At 54.2% G+C, this 18,875-nt stretch carries 15 protein-coding genes; 10 read left to right on the top strand and 5 right to left on the bottom strand.

Going from position 1 to position 18,875, the window contains the following annotated elements:
* Positions 1 to 78 precede the first annotated feature (78 nt).
* The 6 genes from gap to FYZ48_RS28415 all read left to right on the top strand — a co-directional run bounded on the left by gap (position 79) and on the right by FYZ48_RS28415 (position 7,057).
* Positions 79 to 1,101, top strand: coding sequence for a type I glyceraldehyde-3-phosphate dehydrogenase (gene gap / locus FYZ48_RS28440; RefSeq protein ID WP_145040293.1), 1,023 nt, complete (start codon positions 79 to 81; stop codon positions 1,099 to 1,101).
* Between the two features lie 276 nt (positions 1,102 to 1,377).
* Complete coding sequence (gene rpe / locus FYZ48_RS28435) at positions 1,378 to 2,082, top strand: ribulose-phosphate 3-epimerase (protein ID WP_149345826.1); 705 nt, start codon at positions 1,378 to 1,380, stop codon at positions 2,080 to 2,082.
* A gap of 15 nt (positions 2,083 to 2,097) precedes the next feature.
* Entirely contained in the window at positions 2,098 to 2,772 is a 675-nt protein-coding gene (locus tag FYZ48_RS28430) for a histidine phosphatase family protein (protein WP_145040289.1), read from the top strand.
* Position 2,773: 1 nt separating this feature from the next.
* Positions 2,774 to 3,628, top strand: coding sequence for an acetyl-CoA carboxylase, carboxyltransferase subunit beta (gene accD / locus FYZ48_RS28425; RefSeq protein WP_145040288.1), 855 nt, complete (start codon positions 2,774 to 2,776; stop codon positions 3,626 to 3,628).
* A 205-nt stretch (positions 3,629 to 3,833) separates the two neighbouring features.
* On the top strand, positions 3,834 to 4,997 hold the full coding sequence (locus tag FYZ48_RS28420) for a serine/threonine protein kinase (RefSeq protein ID WP_149345825.1): 1,164 nt from the start codon (positions 3,834 to 3,836) through the stop codon (positions 4,995 to 4,997).
* A gap of 77 nt (positions 4,998 to 5,074) precedes the next feature.
* A complete protein-coding gene (locus FYZ48_RS28415) occupies positions 5,075 to 7,057 on the top strand; it encodes an ATP-dependent helicase (RefSeq protein ID WP_149345824.1) in 1,983 nt (660 codons plus the stop codon).
* 1 nt (position 7,058) lies between these two features.
* Here FYZ48_RS28415 and FYZ48_RS28410 read toward each other — a convergent pair whose 3' ends face one another.
* Positions 7,059 to 8,927, bottom strand: coding sequence for a chloride channel protein (locus FYZ48_RS28410; protein WP_149345823.1), 1,869 nt, complete (start codon positions 8,925 to 8,927; stop codon positions 7,059 to 7,061).
* Between the two features lie 344 nt (positions 8,928 to 9,271).
* Between FYZ48_RS28410 and tsaB the strand changes: the two genes are divergently transcribed.
* From tsaB to FYZ48_RS28395, 3 genes are all read left to right on the top strand, one after another.
* Positions 9,272 to 9,976, top strand: a complete 705-nt coding sequence (gene tsaB / locus FYZ48_RS28405) for a tRNA (adenosine(37)-N6)-threonylcarbamoyltransferase complex dimerization subunit type 1 TsaB (RefSeq protein ID WP_187782274.1) — start codon at positions 9,272 to 9,274, stop codon at positions 9,974 to 9,976.
* A gap of 275 nt (positions 9,977 to 10,251) precedes the next feature.
* Complete coding sequence (locus FYZ48_RS28400) at positions 10,252 to 10,575, top strand: DUF6793 family protein (RefSeq protein ID WP_145040278.1); 324 nt, start codon at positions 10,252 to 10,254, stop codon at positions 10,573 to 10,575.
* A gap of 61 nt (positions 10,576 to 10,636) precedes the next feature.
* Positions 10,637 to 11,863, top strand: a complete 1,227-nt coding sequence (locus FYZ48_RS28395) for an amidohydrolase family protein (protein ID WP_145040276.1) — start codon at positions 10,637 to 10,639, stop codon at positions 11,861 to 11,863.
* Positions 11,864 to 11,991: 128 nt separating this feature from the next.
* Here the strand turns inward: FYZ48_RS28395 and secD are convergent, their stop codons facing one another.
* The 4 genes from secD to FYZ48_RS28375 all read right to left on the bottom strand — a co-directional run bounded on the left by secD (position 11,992) and on the right by FYZ48_RS28375 (position 17,879).
* The gene (gene secD, locus FYZ48_RS28390) at positions 11,992 to 14,982 is read right to left on the bottom strand and encodes a protein translocase subunit SecD (protein ID WP_149345821.1); all 2,991 of its coding nucleotides are present in this window, start codon (positions 14,980 to 14,982) and stop codon (positions 11,992 to 11,994) included.
* A 111-nt stretch (positions 14,983 to 15,093) separates the two neighbouring features.
* Entirely contained in the window at positions 15,094 to 15,447 is a 354-nt protein-coding gene (yajC, locus tag FYZ48_RS28385; protein WP_149345820.1) for a preprotein translocase subunit YajC, read from the bottom strand.
* Between the two features lie 191 nt (positions 15,448 to 15,638).
* Positions 15,639 to 16,757, bottom strand: coding sequence for a tRNA guanosine(34) transglycosylase Tgt (tgt, locus tag FYZ48_RS28380; protein ID WP_149345819.1), 1,119 nt, complete (start codon positions 16,755 to 16,757; stop codon positions 15,639 to 15,641).
* 78 nt (positions 16,758 to 16,835) lie between these two features.
* Entirely contained in the window at positions 16,836 to 17,879 is a 1,044-nt protein-coding gene (locus tag FYZ48_RS28375) for a type II secretion system F family protein (RefSeq protein WP_149345818.1), read from the bottom strand.
* A 185-nt stretch (positions 17,880 to 18,064) separates the two neighbouring features.
* Between FYZ48_RS28375 and FYZ48_RS28370 the strand changes: the two genes are divergently transcribed.
* A complete protein-coding gene (locus tag FYZ48_RS28370; RefSeq protein ID WP_149345817.1) occupies positions 18,065 to 18,865 on the top strand; it encodes an enoyl-ACP reductase FabI in 801 nt (266 codons plus the stop codon).
* Positions 18,866 to 18,875: the final 10 nt, after the last annotated feature.

Here is an 18,875-nt window from a genome sequence, read left to right as displayed (position 1 = left end):
CCCCGAGGAATTGTCTTCCAGCGGATCTGCCGTCAACAGATAGATATAAATTTCATTCAGATGTAAGGAGTGAGTCCTGTGGCTGCTGTAAAGGTAGGTATTAACGGTTTTGGACGCATTGGTCGTATCACATTCAGAGCACTGGCTGCCCGTCCCGACGAATTCGAAGTGGTTGCCATCAACGACCTGGGTGATCCTCAGAAACTGGCATGGCTGTTGAAGTACGACAGTGTTCAGGGTCGTTTCCCCGGAACTGTTGAAGCAGAAGGTAGCAACCTGATCGTCAACGGTAAAACCGTACGGGTCTGTGCAGAACGCGATCCTCGCAATCTGCCTTGGAAAGAACTCGGAGTCGAAGTGGCTCTGGAATCCACCGGTTTCTTCACCAAACGTGAAGCAGACGGCAACCCCGGTTACGACAGCCACATTACCGCGGGTGCTCGTAAAGTAGTGATTTCCGCTCCTGCGAAAGACACTCCGGACATGACCGTTGTCTTCGGCGTTAACGATGATCAGCTGACTTCAGAGCACAACTGTGTTTCCAACGCCAGCTGTACCACCAACTGCCTGGCTCCCATGGCCAAAGTCATTCACGAAAACTTCGGGATTGAGCACGGTCTGATGACCACAGTGCACGCTTACACCAACGACCAGCGTGTTTCTGACCAGCTGCACTCCGACCCGCTGCGGGCCCGTGCTGCCGCTGTTAACATCATTCCAACCACCACCGGTGCTGCCAAAGCCGTCGGTCTGGTTCTGCCCGACCTGAACGGCAAACTGACTGGTCTCAGTCTGCGTGTTCCCGTTCCCGCTGGTTCAATTACCGACCTGGTCGTAACCCTCAGCAAAGACGTCTCTGCTGACGATGTCAACGCTGCCATGAAAGCAGCCGCTGAAGGTCCTCTGAAGGGCATTCTGGAGTACAACACCGATCCGATCGTCTCCAGTGACATCATCGGCAACACTCACAGCTCCATCTTTGACGCCAGCTGGACCACCCAGATCGGCGGCAACATGATCAAAGTTCTGAGCTGGTACGACAACGAATACGGTTACTCAAACCGGACGGCCGACATGATCGCTCGTCTGGCGCAACTCTAATCACCATCTAATCTTATAGAATATGATTTAGAGACGGAACTACGAAAACAGCCGAGATGGTTTTCATCTCGGCTGTTTTTCCAGAGTGACTCACCTACACGCAAGAACAGGTGTTTCTACTTTCCACTAGACTATGATCCCTGAGATCGTCAAAATAGTCCGCTTATAATAAAAGCAGTAACTCCATTCATAAAACTCGCAAGAAATCAAACTCTTGATGAGAACGATTCAGAGCTCTTGCTTTTGGCTTTGAGTTGTATATTATTCCTGAATTCTATGATTGACTCGAATACCAAACACAAATTGTTATCAGATGCACCGGTAATTGCTCCCTCGATGCTGAAGTGTGACTTCGGCAACCTCCACCGTGAGGTCGAGCTGCTGGATGCCGCTCAGGCGCCCGTACTCCACTGGGATGTCATGGATGGGCATTTTGTCCCTAACCTCTCCTACGGAGCCATGCTCATTGAGCGGGTCAGACCATTGACCAAGTCGTTTTTCGACGCCCACCTGATGATCAGCAATCCCGAAAAGTATGTTGATGACTACATCAAGGCTGGCTGCGATTCGATTACCGTCCATATCGAAGCACTGCCGGAACCACAGGGTCTGCTGGATCGCCTCAAGGAGGCAGGGGTCTTACCCGGTCTGGCGATCAGCCCCCAGACACCGCTGGCACGGATCGAACCGTATCTGGATGCCTGCGGGCTGGTGCTGGTAATGAGCGTGGAACCTGGCTTTGGAGGGCAGTCCTTCATCGAAACCAGCCCCGAACGAATCAGACAATTGAAATCAATGATCTCTCCGGAAACGATTCTCTCCGTGGATGGAGGCATTGATCCAGATACCATCGGCGCAGCAGCTCAGGCCGGTGCCAATTACTTTGTAGTCGGAAGCGCCATTTTTAATGAGCCCGATTACGCAACTGCTGTCAGCGATCTGGCCCGGATAGCCAGAAGCCGGACAGCTTCCTTAACATAAAAGAGATTCAAAAACATGCCAACTGTGGTACTCATACGTCCTGGTTGTACTGACTTTGATAAAGATGAGCGAATTCAAGGTACCCTGGATCTTCCGCTGAACGCAAAAGGGGAAGAGCAGGTTCGAAATCTGATTCCCCAGCTGGAACAGGCGGGGATCGAAACCATTATCACCTCTTCATCAGAGCCCGCCCTCTCAACAGCCGAACAGCTGGGCGAAAACCTGGGCGTTCCGGTCAAGGAAAAGGAAGGCCTGAAAAACCTGAACCAGGGGCTCTGGCAGGGTCTGGAATACGAAGAAGTCCGTCGGAAGTACCCCAAATTACTCAAACAATGGGCCGAATCTCCCGAAACGGTCTGCCCGCCCGAAGGGGAACTCGCCTCGGAAGCGGTCAACCGGGTCCAGAAAACATTACAGAAATACCTGAAGAAGAAACAGAACTTCGCCATCGTGGCTTCAGAACCACTGGCGACGATCATTTCCAGCCTCCTGCGGAACGAACAGAAAGAAAAAATTTGTTTTGAGCACGCCGGACGCTTCTGTCACAATGAAATGTTGGAAATTCTTGAGTCACCCCCTAAAAAAAGTGATTCAAAACAGGTAAATTTTGACGATCAATCAGAAAAGAGGGATTCCCAACAGGGTCAAAGCTGCCATACAGAAAAATGGCGCTACGAGGAGGCTAAGTAATATGAGTTCTGCTCCCAAGTCAAACGTCGATTCAAAGCTCAGCCACACCACCCGCCCCAAGCGAGGGGTGCCGGAAGGACTCTGGCAACGCTGTCCTGCCTGTAACGCAACCGTGTTCTGCAAACAGGTCGATCAGGGGCTCGGCCTCTGCCCGGAATGCGATCACCACTTTTCGATCTCGGCTCACACCCGGATCCAGCAGCTGCTCGACCCGGACAGCTTTGAAGAATGGTATCCCGACCTCACCGCAGGCGATCCGCTCGAATTTGCTGACAAAAGCAAAACCTACAAAGAACGCCTGGTCGCGGAGCAGAAAAAAACCGGACTCAAAGATGCCTGTATCGTCGGCAAAGGCTACATGCGTGGTCGCCCGCTGGTCATCGGCATTACCGACTCGTCCTTCATCATGGGCAGCATGGGTTCCGTGGTCGGCGAAAAACTGACCCGCGCCATCGAACAGGCAACGGAACTCAAACTCCCGCTGATCATCATCAGTGGCTCCGGCGGGGGAGCCCGCATGCACGAAGGGATCTTCTCCCTGATGCAGATGGGAAAAGTTTCAGCAGCCCTGGGACGCTACCACGAAAAGGGAGGACTGTTCATTTCAGTTCTGACCAACCCCACCATGGGGGGAGTCGCCGCCAGTTTCGCCTCACTGGGTGACATTGTCGTCGCGGAACCCAAAGCCCTGGTCGGTTTCGCCGGACCGCGGGTAGTGGAAGCCACGATTAAAAGTTCGCTGCCCGAAGGCTTCCAGACCAGTGAATTTCTTCTGGATCATGGCTTTGTCGATCGCATTATTCCCCGTCCCCGACTCCGCTCGGAACTGGCACGACTGATTGACTATTGCGTCTGACTCCCCCAAAGTCTCAAAACGAATCCCTGACACCGTCCCGACCACCGTTCGCATCAGTCGACGCTGATTGGAAACAGTCGATTTCAGGGCACCGCTTTGCGTCTCGTCAGGCTGGCAATTATACTGGAAGTGTTGGGCCGGTTAACTTCTTCTGAGCCCGGGATGAAACCTGGTCCTGAATTCACTCTCTGCCCCTGGTGAATGCATGAACTTTTTAAAGCGACTCTTTTCCAAAGAAGCACGTGTTCCCCGTGTGAACATCAAGCAACGTTTTGAGCTCATCGGGCGCGTGGGCCAGGGCAGCATGTCGAAGGTCTGGCGGGCCCGCGATTACAATTCCGGCAAAACCGTTTCGCTTAAAATTCTGGACAAAGTCAAAACACAGGAACTGGAAGCCCGCTTTGTGGGACTGGATAAACCCAAAGAGGGGGAGATCGCTGTCCAGTTCAATCACCCGCACATCGTCAAGACTTACGAACACGGCCTGACTACCGATCAGGAACAGTTCCTCGTCATGGAATTCATCGAAGGCTACAGTCTCAGCTTTCTGGTGGAAGCCCAGAACGAGGACATGAAAACCAACTGCCTCAAATACATGATCCAGCTGGGTGAAGCGATCCAGTATTTTCATGACGAAGGCTGGATTCACCGCGACATCTGCCCGCGCAACATCATGGTCAGCAACGATCACGAACTCAAGCTGATTGACTTCGGACTGGTCGTCCCCAACACGCCTCCGTTTCTGCAGCCCGGCAACCGCACCGGTACCGCCGCTTATATGGCCCCCGAGCTCATCAAACGCCAGAAGACCAGCCAGAAAATCGATATCTTCTCTTACGCAGTGACCTGCTATGAGATGCTGACCAAACGGCTGCCCTGGAAGGCAGCCGAAACAATGGAAGCAGTCCTGCAACATATCAATTCACCACCGGAACACATCCAGAACCTGCTCCCCGATCTCGACCCCCGCATTGCCGATGCGATCATGAAGGGGCTGGAGCTCTACCCGCAAGACCGCTGGCAGACGATCAACGAGATGCTCGAGCCGCTCAGGCTGGCTTATAAAGAACAGCAGCATTCCGCTCCCGCGAAAACTCCGGTCCCCCACCAGGAGACCGTGGAATCGGCCCGTCGAAAACAGCAACCAGATCCCGCTCAGTCCCGGCGCAGCGAACAGGCGCGCCCCAAGTTGAGAAAAAAGAAACAGCCCGGTTCCAGCAGACGCTCCGCGGAATCGAAATCGGAGTCTACTGAAGCAGGCCAGGCACCTGCGAAAAAATCACCCAGTGCCTCACGAAAACCGGAACGCCCCGCCCAGAAAAAGCCGGCGCCCCGATCGAACCCCGATAAAAAAGATGAAAGTCACTGAGCGGGAATCGTCGCCGCCGGTTACCGCTTCAGCTCAGCTGCCCATACCCGTTTTAGCCAGATAATTGATCCTGATATATGTCCTTGTCTTCCTCTCCCAGTTCTTCCAGTCATCTCTCCGCACTCAATCCGGCACAACGTGAAGCAGCCTCTACTCTCTCTGGTCCACTCCTGGTTCTGGCTGGCGCCGGTACCGGAAAAACACGTGTGATTACCTATCGCATGGTGGAACTGATCCGGCAGGGAGTGACTCCCAACAAGATCCTCTCGGTGACCTTCACCAACAAAGCAGCCAAGGAAATGCAGGAACGCATGAACGGTCTGATGGGCAAACGCCTGCCGGCCAAGCCCTTCATTTCCACGTTCCATTCGCTCTGCGTCCGCATCCTGCGCGAAGAGATCACCGCACTGGGCTATCCCCAGAAATTCGTGATCTATGACCGGGGCGACCAGGAGTCCGCAGCCCGGGCGGCACTTCGAGAAATTCGCGTCAATGACAAAAGCCTCCGGCCCGGCGACCTGCTGAACCGAATCAGCTCCTGGAAAATGGCAAACGTCTCTCCGGAAATGGCCACCAACTACACCGAAAACGATTTCGACTTCCTCGCCGCCATGGCGTATCGCAAATACCAGACAAAACTCCGCTCCAGCGGTGCCGTCGACTTCGATGACCTGCTCATGCTGACCAATGACCTGTTCTCCCAGTTCCCGGATGTCCTCGCGAAGGTCCAGGAAAAGTTCGACTTCGTGCAGATTGACGAATACCAGGACACCAACCTCTCCCAGTTCAATCTGATCCGCGCTTTAGTCAAACCGCACCAGAACCTGTGTGTGGTGGGGGACGACGATCAGTCAATTTACGGCTGGCGCGGTGCAGAAGTCCGTCACATTCTCGGGTTCCAGCAACAGTTCCCCGGTGCCAAAGTCGTTCGCCTTGAGAGCAATTACCGCTGCACCGACAAGATCATCGACCTGGCCAACCGGCTCGTGAAACACAACCGCGACCGCCATAAGAAACAGCTCGTCGCGCACAAGAAAATGGGAGCCCCGGTCCGCTTCCTCGAACTGGCCGACGAATTGACCGAGGCCGAGAAAATCATCGGCGAGATTCGCTACCTGCACGAAGCCCAGGAGATTCCGCTCCGCGACTTCGCCATCCTGTTTCGCACCAACGAACAGCCCCGCGTCTTCGAAACCGAACTCCGTCGGACCAATGTCCGCTACCAGTTGATTGGCAGCCAGTCTTTCTTCGATCGTCGCGAAATCCGCGACCTGCTGGCATACATGAAAACACTGGCCTTTCCGCACGACGAACTCTCCATGCTGCGGATCATCAACACCCCCACACGCGGCATCGGCAGCGGGACGGTCGAAAAACTGGTCAACCAGGCCGTCAAGGCAGGGCACCAGTTCTGGGACACGGTCGATTCTGCCCGCGAAGCCAACGAACTGACTCCGCGGGCCAGCTCTGCCTTGAGCGCCTTCCACCAATTGATTCGCCGCTATCGTGCCCGGCTCGAACGGTCCCCCCGGGAACTGGCTCAGATCATGCAGGAACTGATCCAGGAAATCGACTACGCCTCGGAAATCAGAAAGCAGTACAAGACTTCCGAGCAGCAGCAGGCCCGGCTCGTCGTGCTGGAACAGTTCATTGAATCGATCAAAGAATACTGCACGCGAACCAGCGACCCCAGTCCCTCCGGCTTCCTGGAAGAAACGGCTCTCGGGGATCGCGACGACCTCAACGACAAGGAAGACAAACTGTCTCAGGATGCCGTGAAGCTGATGACACTGCACAGTGCCAAGGGACTTGAATTCCCGCGTGTCTACCTGGTCGGGATGGAAGAAGGACTCCTCCCGCACAAGCGATCGGTCGAAGGGACCGATGCAGAAATCGCGGAAGAGCGGCGGATCGCCTATGTAGGCATTACCCGGGCTCAGGACTACCTGACACTCAGCCGCGCCGCCACCCGAACCAAGTGGGGCAAGAAACAGCCGACGCTACCCTCCCGCTTCCTGTTCGAAATGCGGAATACAGACGGCGAAGAGGAAGAAGACTGAATCAGGTTTCCTGTTCGTCGCTGGCCCGCTTATGCTTCAGTAACTGCTGATTGTAATACCCAATCGTTTCCTTACGATGCAGCATCCCCAGCAGCACGCCCGCATCCTGGGCATCAACCACCGGCAACGCTTCCACATTGATGGCCGTAAAACGCTGCATGACGGTATTCAGGTCATCTTCGGGGGTCACCCGCATGAAATCAGGCTGCATGATGTCTCGCGCCAGGGCCAGCTTCCAGATCGTTTCATCGTAGAGGTAAGCCCGCACGTCATCCTCGGAGAACACGCCGATGATCCGTCCCGCGTCGTCCACCACGGGGAAGTAATGTTGTTGTGTCCCCGCCAGTGAATGCACGATTTCATCCAGGGTTTTCGACTCATGAATCAACTGGATCTTGCGTTGGGGATCATACACATCGCTTACCCGGCTTCCTTCCAGAACATCGATCAGGAAGTCACCCCGGTGTGCCGGTGAATCCAGGCGGCTGGGATACTGTTTCTGGTAGAGGTGCACCCGCTGACAGAGCACGAAGCAGAGTGTCGAAGCGAGCATTGTCGGCAGGAGCAGGGCATAGTTCCCGGTGATTTCAGAAACCATGATGATCGTCGAAATCGGTGCATGGGCCGCACCGGCAAAGAACCCGGCCATCCCCACCAGTCCGTAGGCCTCAGGCTGTGTCACCAGATTGGGCCATAGCTTCTGCAGAAACTGCCCGGTGGCAGCTCCCACACAACCGCCAATCACCATCGAAGGTCCGAACACACCGCCGGATCCCCCCGAGCCGATCGTCAGCGAGGTCGTAAAGACCTTCACAACCGCCACCGTCAGCAGCAGTGGAATCCCTACCTTGGATGCCGAAGTCAGCGCTTCCTGCAGGACACCATACCCGGTTGAGAGCACCGACAGTGCCCGCATATCCTGATCGTAAAGATAGAACAGCCCCAGTCCGACGACACCGGTCAGAAAAGCACCAACAGCAGGGCGGAACATCGGCTTGATCGGCAACCGCTTGAAGAGCCGGTTCGTGCCATAAAATGTTTTCACATAAAAAGCCGCGGACAGGCTGAGCACGATCGACAGGATCGTGTAGGGAATCAATTCAAAATGGGAATCGACCGTATGATGGAGTTCGTTCCCGAACAGCGGCATGAAACGCAGTGCCTGTGGCAGCGACATGCAATAGAGAGAATACGCAATGATCGACGACATTGCAGCCGGCACGATCACGTCCGATTCGAAATCCGCATTGCTGTACATGATCTCGGCAGCAAACAACGCCCCGGCCAGGGGAGCACGGAAGATCGCACCAATCCCAGCCCCCATTCCCGCTGCCAGCATGATCCGGCGATCGCGGGCCGAGAGCTTCAACTTGGTCGCCACCCACGAACCAAAGCCGGCTCCAATCTGGGCAATTGGTCCTTCCCGGCCGGCTGAACCGCCGGTCCCCAGTGTCAGGGCAGAGGCAATCGTCTTGACGATCGGAATCCGGGGCTGGATTTCACCCCGTTTATTATGAAAAGCATCGATGGCAGCATCGGTTCCGTGGCCTTCCGCCTCCGGGGCAATGTTGTACACAATGACTCCCGAAGCCAGACCGCCGACTGTAATCACCACCAGCAACAGCCATGGTGCGAAGTTCACCTCCGTCACCTGGTCTTTATAGAAGGAATATTCGCCGACTGTCTGCGGGTGTTCAAATCCGGCGATCGCGACTAGAGAGTGATGCTGCACGATCTGAGTTAACGCGTCAAATACGATGGCGCCAAACCCCGCCACCACCCCGATCAGGCAGGACAGCACAAACCATTTGCCACTCGTTTTTAAATCAAAGGAGGTCAGCAGGTCGTTGAGTTTTTTAAAGTAAACCATTTTGTCTTAACTAGGATGAACAACAAACTGTGTATTGCTGTATTGAATTATGCCGACATGCGGGACACTTCGAACACCGGGCATGCAGACCGGGCGGGTGGACATCGATTAATTTTCGGTCCTGACGGCGTTCGAAATACAATAATCTATTCTATTTTGGACTTAAAGCGTCTGCTCCAGGGAAGTGGATGGTCAGCTGTCAGTCTCTGCAGACTCGTTGTTACGCATCCGCGTGGGAGATTTTACGGTAGATGACTTGGAAGCCCAGGGGGAGTTTGTCATACTCCTTAATGCATTTTTAACGCATTTGCCCTCCTTTTTCGATGTACTTGATTTCAGTCAGTGTGGAAAATTCCGAGTTTTATCTAGGTATCGAGACTTCCGGACGCAGCGGCTCCATCGCGATTTGCCGTCCCGGGCAGGAAATTGCGCCCGTCTCACTGCAGCAACAGGGGAGAAAGCACGCCCAGACCCTGGTCAGCGAAGTCAGAAAACTGCTGGATCAGCTGGAAATCGCCCCTCAGCAGATCGCCGGAATCGGCGTCAGCCGTGGCCCGGGCAGCTTTACCGGCCTGAGAATCGGCATCACCTTCGCCAAAACCTTTGGCTACGTGACAGGTGCTCCCGTACAGGGAATCGATACCTTTGCAGCCATCGCACTCAGTTGTCCGACTGAAATTTCAGAGACCCATGTGATCTCCAACGCCCAGCGGGGCGATTTATTCGTCGGCAGATATGTCCGCAATTCCACAGGAGAATGGCAACAGACAGTCCCCATTCATCTGCAGGACATCCACGAATTCAGCAGTGCACTTCAGCCCGGTGAAACCGTCTGTGGTCCCGGAATCGATCTGCTCGACCAGGGCAGCTTACCGGAAATCCGGATCGAAGATTTTCCCCGCCAGACACTCGCCTCTCAGGTCGCAGAACTGACGGCCACGCTCCTGCAGCAGGAGACCCCACCGGCCAGTGAAGTCTGGAACCTGACTCCCTTCTACCTTCGCAAAAGTGCAGCAGAAGAGAAGTGGGATGCACAACACAATCAGTAACACAGCCGCTCCTGGAACCTTCAATTCAATAATCCAGAATCACTGCAAGTTCTGATGTCGCATAAGCAAGCGTAAAATCGTGATTTCTTATTTTCTTGAAACATTTTCCAGAAGACACTCTCGCCGCGATTCGGGCTTGGCTATAATACGGGCAGGGAATTGTTCGATTTCAGACTCCTGAGTATTATGTCTGCTGCGACGAATTCGAAAGAGTCCTGTTATTCGTTGCCGTTCACAGGCTTTCACATTTCCATTCTTCAGACTGGAGTTGAATTATGGCTCTTTACGAGATTGAAACAAACGCGCATATCATGGTGGGCTGGGCTAATACTCAAGAAGAAGCGGAACACGCTGCCCAGGAGAATTACCCCGAAGATGAGATCTTGCGTGTCACTCGCCGCCCACGCGACATGTGGGTCATCTCCAAACGCCTGCTGGGGATTGAAGGGCACACCGAACCCTGCGACATGGCACGCGAATGCCTCTTCCGCGCTTCGGGTGACAAAGTTCACGCCATCCGACTCTACATGCGTGACACCGGGGCCGACCTGCACGAAGCCCAGCTGGCAATCGAAACCAACATGTCTGTCGGCTGGTAATCACACCATCCCTCTTTGACTGCAGACAACACTTCTTTCATAACGGAATGACTTCAGTTCGATGATCATACAAGGAACTCTCGTCAGTTCTACAGGGACTTCTCACAGCCAGATTCGTATCGAGGGAAATCAGATCGTCGAAGTCGGCGCTCAACTGGGAGAACCGGATTTCACTTTCTCCGATGACTGCCTGATCTTTGCCGGCATGGGCGATATTCACATTCACGCCCGCGATGATATCGGGGAATCACAAACATACAAAGAAGATTTCTGCACCGCAGGTGCCGCCGCTCTGAATGGCGGGGTCGTCCATGTGGCTGACATGCCCAACAACCCCGTACCTCCGATTACAGACGAGAGCTACCACGCCAAACAGGAACACCTTAAGCAGCGTAACCCGCCGATTCACTTTACGCTCTATGCGGGCATCGGACCGGGCACCAGCCCACTCACATTTCCGGTACCTTACAAAGCCTACATGGGCCCCAGCGTCGGCGACCTGTTCTTCAAAACACTGGAACAGCTGGATGAAACACTCTCGCAGTACCGCGGCTGCAACGTCAGCTTCCACTGTGAAGACCCCATTCTGCTCGATGAACACGCGAACGCCGCCACTCACGAAGAGCGGCGACCCGCGGAATGCGAAATTTCCGCCACCCGCTTCGCGTTGCAGATGATTGAAAAATACGATCTCCGTGGCAAACTCTGTCACTACTCGGTCGGAGAAGGGCTCCCCCTGATTCGCGAAGCCCGCAGCCGCGGTCTCAAAGTCACCTGTGAAGTCACACCGCATCACCTCTATTTTGATCAGTCCGATCTGACCGACCAGAACCGGGGAAAGATGCAGATGAACCCTCCGCTGCGGAAAATCGAAGACCGCAAGGCTATGCTGGCTGCCCTGCGGGAAGGGACCCTCGATTACCTGGCAACTGACCATGCCCCGCATACCCTGGAAGAAAACGAGCAGGGCATCTCCGGACAACCACACCTGGATACCTATGGTGCGTTCGTCACCTGGCTGATTCTGGACCAGAAATTCACTCCGGAACAGGCAGCCCGTTTCTGTTCGGAAAATCCCGGGGAATTCGTCAACCCGTACATCGCACCGCTGAAATTCGGCAAAATTGAACCGGGCTACACCGCCAGCCTCACCGTGCTCAATCTCAAACGTCCTGTAACCATCCAGCGTGAAGATCTGAAAACCAAATGCGGCTGGTCTCCCTTCGAAGGAATCACCTTCCCGGGCTCAATCGAAGCTGTCTTTGTCGAAGGCCAGAAGACCCGCTAAAAACACAAGCCACCCTACGGAACTGATGGGTGGCTATCAATTGTGACAGACACTATGGATATAAAAAAAGGGGCTGACTTCAAAGTCAGCCCCTTTTTATTTCAGAGCAGTTTAGAGCATCTTGCAGCTTAGCTGTTGCTGACGCTGGCCTGCTTTTCGCTTTCCTGAGTTGCCCGGGCAGTTGCACTTCCCGGACGGTTCATCAACCAGACCAGAACCGGGCTGGCGATAAAGATCGAGCTGTAGGTACCGACAAACACACCCAGCACCAGACAGTAAGCGAAGCCGTGAATACCTTCACCGCCGATCGCGTACAGAATCAGCACTACGATCAATGTCGTTAATGAGGTCAGCAAGGTACGAGACAGCGTCTGGTTCAGACTCTCATTGACCATACTGGTTGTCAGAGCAGGGTTCTTGCCACGAACTTCACGAATCCGGTCGAAGACCACGATCGTATCGTTCAGCGAATAACCGACAATCGTCAGGAACGCTGCAATCATAGGCAGGTTGATCTTGAAGTCGGTCAGTCCCATCAGCGGCCCCAGTGCGGTGTTGCTCAGGTAAGCTCCCAAGGCAACCAGCCCCAGTACAACCAGCACGTCATGTACCAAAGCCACGACAGCCGCCAGACCGAAGGTGATTCGCTGGAAGCGGAACCAGATGTAAGCCACGATCGCTACCAGACTGATCAGCATCGCCATCAAAGCCGATTCCTGCATCTCGCTGGCCACAGAGCTGTCGAAGCTGTTAACTTCATCCAGTACTGCTGTGGTTGCCATGACGGTTTTCATCTCAGCTAACGCAGTTTCCAGGTCGGCAGCTGACAGGTCAGGACCAAACTGGGCAACCATCTTCTTATGGCGGGCTGCTTCCGCAGAAGCATCTGCCGTTTCGTCCTCTTTATCACCAGCGGTTGCGCCTTGAACCTGGAACTCGGGGATCCGCTCATATTTATCGGAACCATCTTCGTTCTTGATCTTGGCAATCTCTTCTTTGAGGTAAGTCTCAACCGTCGAGGGTTTCAGATCACCACTGAAGGTCAGTTCGACTTCGGTGCCAGCCGGTGAATCAGCACTACCGGTCAGTTTTCTCACCTCGCCAAAGTCCATCGTTACTTTCCGAAGTTTATGATCGGTTCCGTCGAAGGCTTCGTTCAGTTTTTCACGAATACCTTCAGCCGCATTCTGACCGGAGTTTTCCAGGTCGGCATCATTCATCGTGGTACGCAACCGGAAGAAACGCCCCTCCGAAGTCGGATCGTTCGACAGCTCCAGCTGTTCCAGCGTAATGCTGCTATCGAATGCCTTCTGCAGGCTGGCGCGGACGTCGTCGATGTTCTGCTGATCTTCGAACTCGAAGGTCACCATCGTACCACCGGTGAAGTCGATATCCAGGTTCTCTTCTCCGCGGGCGATGACAACGCCCATGCCGATGAGAATCAGGGCCACCGAAATGGCGCCGGCAATCTTCCGCTTGCCAAGGAAATCGATACTGGTATCACCCACGATACTCATCATCTTCAGATCGCTGATCCAGCGTTTCCGTTCGAAGATGTCAAAGATCAGACGCCCGACATACAGGGCGGTAAACATACTCATGACAATACCGATAAACAGCGTCACGGCGAAACCGCGGACCTGGTCGGTACCAATCACGTACAAGACAACCGCCACAATCAGCGTGGTCAGGTTGGCGTCCACGATCGTAGTGAAAGCCCGTGAGAAACCATTATTGATCGCCATTCGCAGGCTGGAGCCCCGGGCTTTCTCTTCCCGGATACGCTCAAAAATCAGTACGTTTGCGTCGACCGCCATACCAATCGTCAGCACCAGACCGGCCAGACCGGGCAGGGTGAAGGTCGCATTGATGAAAGACATGGCTCCCATCACCAGCAACAGGTTCAGCGTCAGACAGATATTGGCCACCAGGCCGGAGAAACGATAGTAGATCAGCATGAACACGATCACGGCAACAGCCGCGATGATGATCGCCTGCTTCCCTTTCTGCTGAACGTCAACACCCAGCAGCGGGCTGATGGAGAACTCGGAGACCGGTTCCGGCTTCAGCGGAACTTCCAGGGCCCCGGCATTCAGGACGTTCAACAGGTCGGTAATTTCTTTCTGAGTAAAGTTACCGGTAATCTGCCCCTCGGATCCAATCGTGTCGATCAGACGAGGTGCCGAATGAACTTTACCGTCCAGCAGCACGGCCAGGTGACGGTGGAAACCATCCTTACTGGGACGGTTTTTCGATGTCAGCTGGCTGAACAGGGTGCCGCCACGGGCATTGAATGTAAAGGCAACCGCAGGTGCACCGTTCTGGTCGGTCGACTGACGGGCCCGCACCAGGTACTTACCGGTGATGCGTCGGTCTTCGTTAGGCTCGATGATGACCAGCACTTCCTGTCCCTGGGTCCCGTCTTTGCGGGTGTAGGGCCGAACGACCATCTGGTCGTCGGTGCTGAAAGGCTCGTCGCTGCTGACTTCACGCCAGCTGGCGATCACGCGGCCTTCATTGTCACGCACATCCTTCCCCTTGGCTTCCATAGCCAGTCGAACTTCACGGGGATGGTCGCGGCGGTTTGCGACGATATCGAATTCCAGGCTCCCCAGTCGGGTAATCAGCGATTTAATCCGCTGTACGTCTTCAGTGTCGGCTCCCGGAACAATGACTTCAATCCGGCTCTGGCCAACCTTACGAACGGTGACTTCTTCCGTACCCGATGGATTGATACGACGCCCGATCGCGCCGACCATCTGGTCCATCACTTCGTTGGAAAGCTCTTTTTCGCTTTTACCCTGATCGACTTCGAAAACCATGTTCGAACCGCCGGCCAGGTCGATACCCAGACGAATGGCATTTCGCCAGTCGTGGCCATGCGAGATCTGCCAGATAAAGGGAGTCGCCGCTACGATGGCCACAAACAGGACCAGGCCGATCTTCTGTGAATACTCCTTCAACTTGAGAGCGCGGGAAATCACCGCCCCCAGAATAAACGGCAGTACAAAGACAGCCAGAAGGATTAAGATGATAGTGACGGCGGATACGCCCGAAGGCGCTTTTTCGGTCGCTTCCTGAGCCAGCAGCGTTGCTGAGTGAAAATCAATCCCTGTCATTCAATTAGTCCTGAAACGATTCTTTTTGTCTGGGCCGATTCATTCGGCAATGATGATTTAAGCTGACAACTTCGTGCCAGATACTGACAAACTTCTGTGTTGAAACGCAACCTAGCTTGTTGTCTCTTTGGTTTCAACCTGATACAGCCCCTGAATGGCACTGCGACGCACTTTCATCTTGGAATTATCATCAATTTTCAGAGTCACTTCCTGATCTGACTCTGAAATATTGGCAATCGTGCCAATGATCCCACCGATGGTCACCACACGATCATTCTTCTTCAACTCGTTGAGCACCTGCTCGCGTCGCGCCCGTTCCTTCTGTTGAGGACGGAACATGATGAAGTAGAAAAAAATCACGATCACAATCAAAGGCAGCGACTGGACCAGGAAAGAAGGACCAGCGGGCTGTTTGGCGGGTGTCTCTTGAGCAAGTACTAACAAAGTCGACAATAAGGTGTGCATTTCGTTCTCTTCCCGGGCCAGCGTGGCAATCTATAAAGTGAGTCTCATGCATCACTTAGATCTGACCCGCAACCCGATCCAGCAAGAAATTTCATATCAGTTTAACAGGCTCGGGTGGTTCACTGCTGTTTCGAATTTGGCCCAAACCTAAACAATTTCAGGAGTTATCCAGCAATCAAGTAAGCTGTATCTTAGAAAGATGCGTTCCAGCGGGCAAGGTGAACCGCCCTAAACTCCTCAACTTGATCATTCAGAATCGCCTCACGCAGATCCCGCACCAGTTTCTGATAAAAGGCAATGTTATGCAGAGAGATCAGAATTGGCCCCAGCATCTCCCGCGCCATGAATAAATGACGCAGATAAGCCCGGCTGTAGTCACGCGAACCGGGCGAATCACACTCGGGATCCAGTGGACTCGGATCCCGGGCATGCTTTTGATTACGCAAATTCACGCGTCCCTGACTGGTAAAAGCCATCCCGTTTCTGCCATTTCGGGTCGGCATCACACAGTCAAACAGGTCCACGCCCCGCATAATGGCCTCGATCAGGTCGGACGGACGGCCCACACCCATCAGGTAGCGGGGCTTTTCTACAGGCAGCATAGGCGTCGTGAAATCCAGGGTGGAGTACATATCCTCAGGCTTTTCCCCCACGCTCAGACCCCCGATCGCATACCCGGGAAATTCCAGTGGCAAGAGCCCCTCAGCCGAGCGTTCCCGCATTTTCTGATTAGTCCCTCCCTGAACGATGCCGAACAGGGCCTGGTCATCCCGTTTCTGGGCATCCCGGCAGCGGGCGGCCCACTTGGTCGTCCGATCGACGGCTTCCTGCATTTTTTCCGGCGGCACATCGTGCGGCGGGCACTCATCCAGGCACATGATGCAGTCGGCTCCCAGCTGTTCCTGGATCTTCACCGCTTTTTCGGGCGAGAGTTCAAACAGGCTGCCATCAATGTGAGAGCGGAAAACCACCTGCTCATCATCCATCTTTGTCAGCTGGGCCAGACTGAAGACCTGGAATCCACCACTGTCGGTCAGAATCGGACCATCCCAGTTCATGAATTCATGTAGCCCGCCCAGTTCCTGCACAATTTCGGCTCCCGGACGCAGTGCCAGATGGTACGTATTTGCCAGCACCTGCTGCGTTCCCACCTGTTTGAGCTGTTCGGGCAATAACCCTTTGACAGAGGCCAGGGTACCCACGGGCATGAAAGCCGGAGTGTCGACAATGCCGTGGGGAGTATGCCAGCGGCCCGCGCGGGCCTGAGTCCGGGAATCGGTATGGATCAGTTCGAAATGAAATTGAGACACGGTCGTTTTTCTGTTTAGATGTTACTTTATCGCGATCAGATCAGGCTTCGTCAGCAGTAAAAACCCAGCGGGAAATGCTCAGATCTGCTCCAACGCATCGTTGATAATCCCCAGATACCAGAAAGCGATGCGGAACACAACAAAGATGATAAAAGCGGCTACCATCGCCCAGATCAACCAGCCCAGCACCGCCGCCAGGGCAGCCAGGGAGCGCTGTGCGTCTTCCTGAAAACGGGGACTCAACCGCTCCAGTGTTTCAGGCACCGTCCCGGATGTCTCACCTACATGCACCATCTGGATGTAATCTTCGGGAAACAGCTGCGTTCCCGCCAGGGCGTCGGTCAGATCCACCCCATCATTCACAGCCGCGTTGACCTGGGGGATCGCTGCAATAAACGCTCCATTACCAGTCGCTTTGAGACTGGCTTCCACTGAGTCCAGAATATTCATCCCGGCCTGCTGCGTTAGCGCGAAGGCCCAGGAAAAGCGGGCGATCGCAAACGAACGCATGCAGTTCCCCACGACGGGAATGCGCAGAAACAGGCTATGAAAGAAGCGTTTCCCCCCCCAGAGCCGATCCATCACCTGGTACGCGACAAACAGCACAAAAATCGAACCGAACGTACAGGTCAGCCAGATCAGGGCGCCGCTGGGACCAGACAGTCCCAGCCCGAGCACATCGATCGCCTCACCACCTCGCGCATCGGCGATTAAGCCCAGCACAAGAATCATCAGCGCGATGACCATGATCGCCGCCACAAACTGAAAGACGGGCCAGGCAATCAACCGCACAAAATTCTTCCGCAGGTTCAGCAACTGGTCATAATGCTCCGACAAGGCTTTCAGCACTTCGGGCAGGCCGCCACTCTGTTCCGCCACACTGACCATGTTGACCATCAGTTCCGGATAATAATTTCCCTGGAGCTTCAGCGCCGAAGTCACATCGTTCCCGGCTTTCAACTCGACGGCGATCTCTTTCACCGACTCCTGCATCCGCCGATTCCCCAGTTTTCGCCCGGCCAGCTGAAAGCTTTTCGTGATCGGCACGCCGGATTCCAGCATCGTACTCAGGGAACGACACAGCATCGCCAGAGACTTCATTGAGGCACGTGCCTTGAACATGGAATTCGCTTTCAGGGAACATTCAGAATCGGAAACAGGACCGTTAACCCGTTCATTATGTCGAATTACGACTTATCTGAGAGTGACAATCTTCTACACATTGCGAAAAAAAACAAAATTTGTCAGAGTGAACCCTCGGTCTTTCAGAATTTGTTTACAGAAATCGATCCTGGGAAAATGATTGAATGGATTTTTTAAAGTTAGCGGGAAAGCGGATTCTCGTATTTGGAGTTGCCAACCGTAAAAGTGTTGCCTATCAGACAGGGAAGGTCCTGGAGGAAGCAGGCGCCGAAGTGATTTACATCGTTCGCTCGGAAGCCCGCAAAGAATCACTATCCAAACTTCTGAAAGACGCACCGATCTATATCTGTGATGTTGAACATCAACAGGAAATCGATCAGCTACAGGCGGACATCAGCCAGAAATACGATGTCATCCATGGTCTGGTCCACTCCATAGCGTTTGCAGATTACTCAGCCGGCTGGCTTCCGTTCCATGAAACACCCCGCGCCGCTTTTCTGCAGGCAGTCGATATTTCCTGTTTCTCCCTGATCGCAGTCTGTAATGCATTCAAAGAGTTGCTCGATCCAGAGCAGGGGAGTGTGGTGACGATTTCGATCTCCACCACCCGCATGGCGGCGGAAAATTACGGCTACATGGCCCCCGTGAAAGCGGCCCTCGATTCCTCGGTCTGCTTTCTGGCCAAGTCGTTCTCGAACTTCTCGCAGGTTCGCTTTAATGCCGTCTGTCCCGGTTTACTGAAGACATCCGCCTCCGCAGGAATTCCCGGCTACGTGGACAGCTACCTGTTTGCTGAAAAAGCCACATTAAGAAAGTCAGCCGTCCAAACCAGTGAAGTGGCAGATACCGTCGCCTTCCTGATCAGTCCCCGTTCCTCGGGAATCAATTCGCAGGGAATCGTTATTGATGCTGGTATGGGCACCAACTATTTCGACAACCAGATCATCTCAGAGCAGTCGACCTGAGTGCCTGACG

Origin of the sequence: Gimesia chilikensis (genome assembly GCF_008329715.1) — a bacterium.
GTDB classification, from domain to species: domain Bacteria; phylum Planctomycetota; class Planctomycetia; order Planctomycetales; family Planctomycetaceae; genus Gimesia; species Gimesia chilikensis.
The sequence above is the reverse complement of the archived record's forward strand: the minus strand, read 5'-3'. Positions and strand labels throughout refer to the sequence as shown.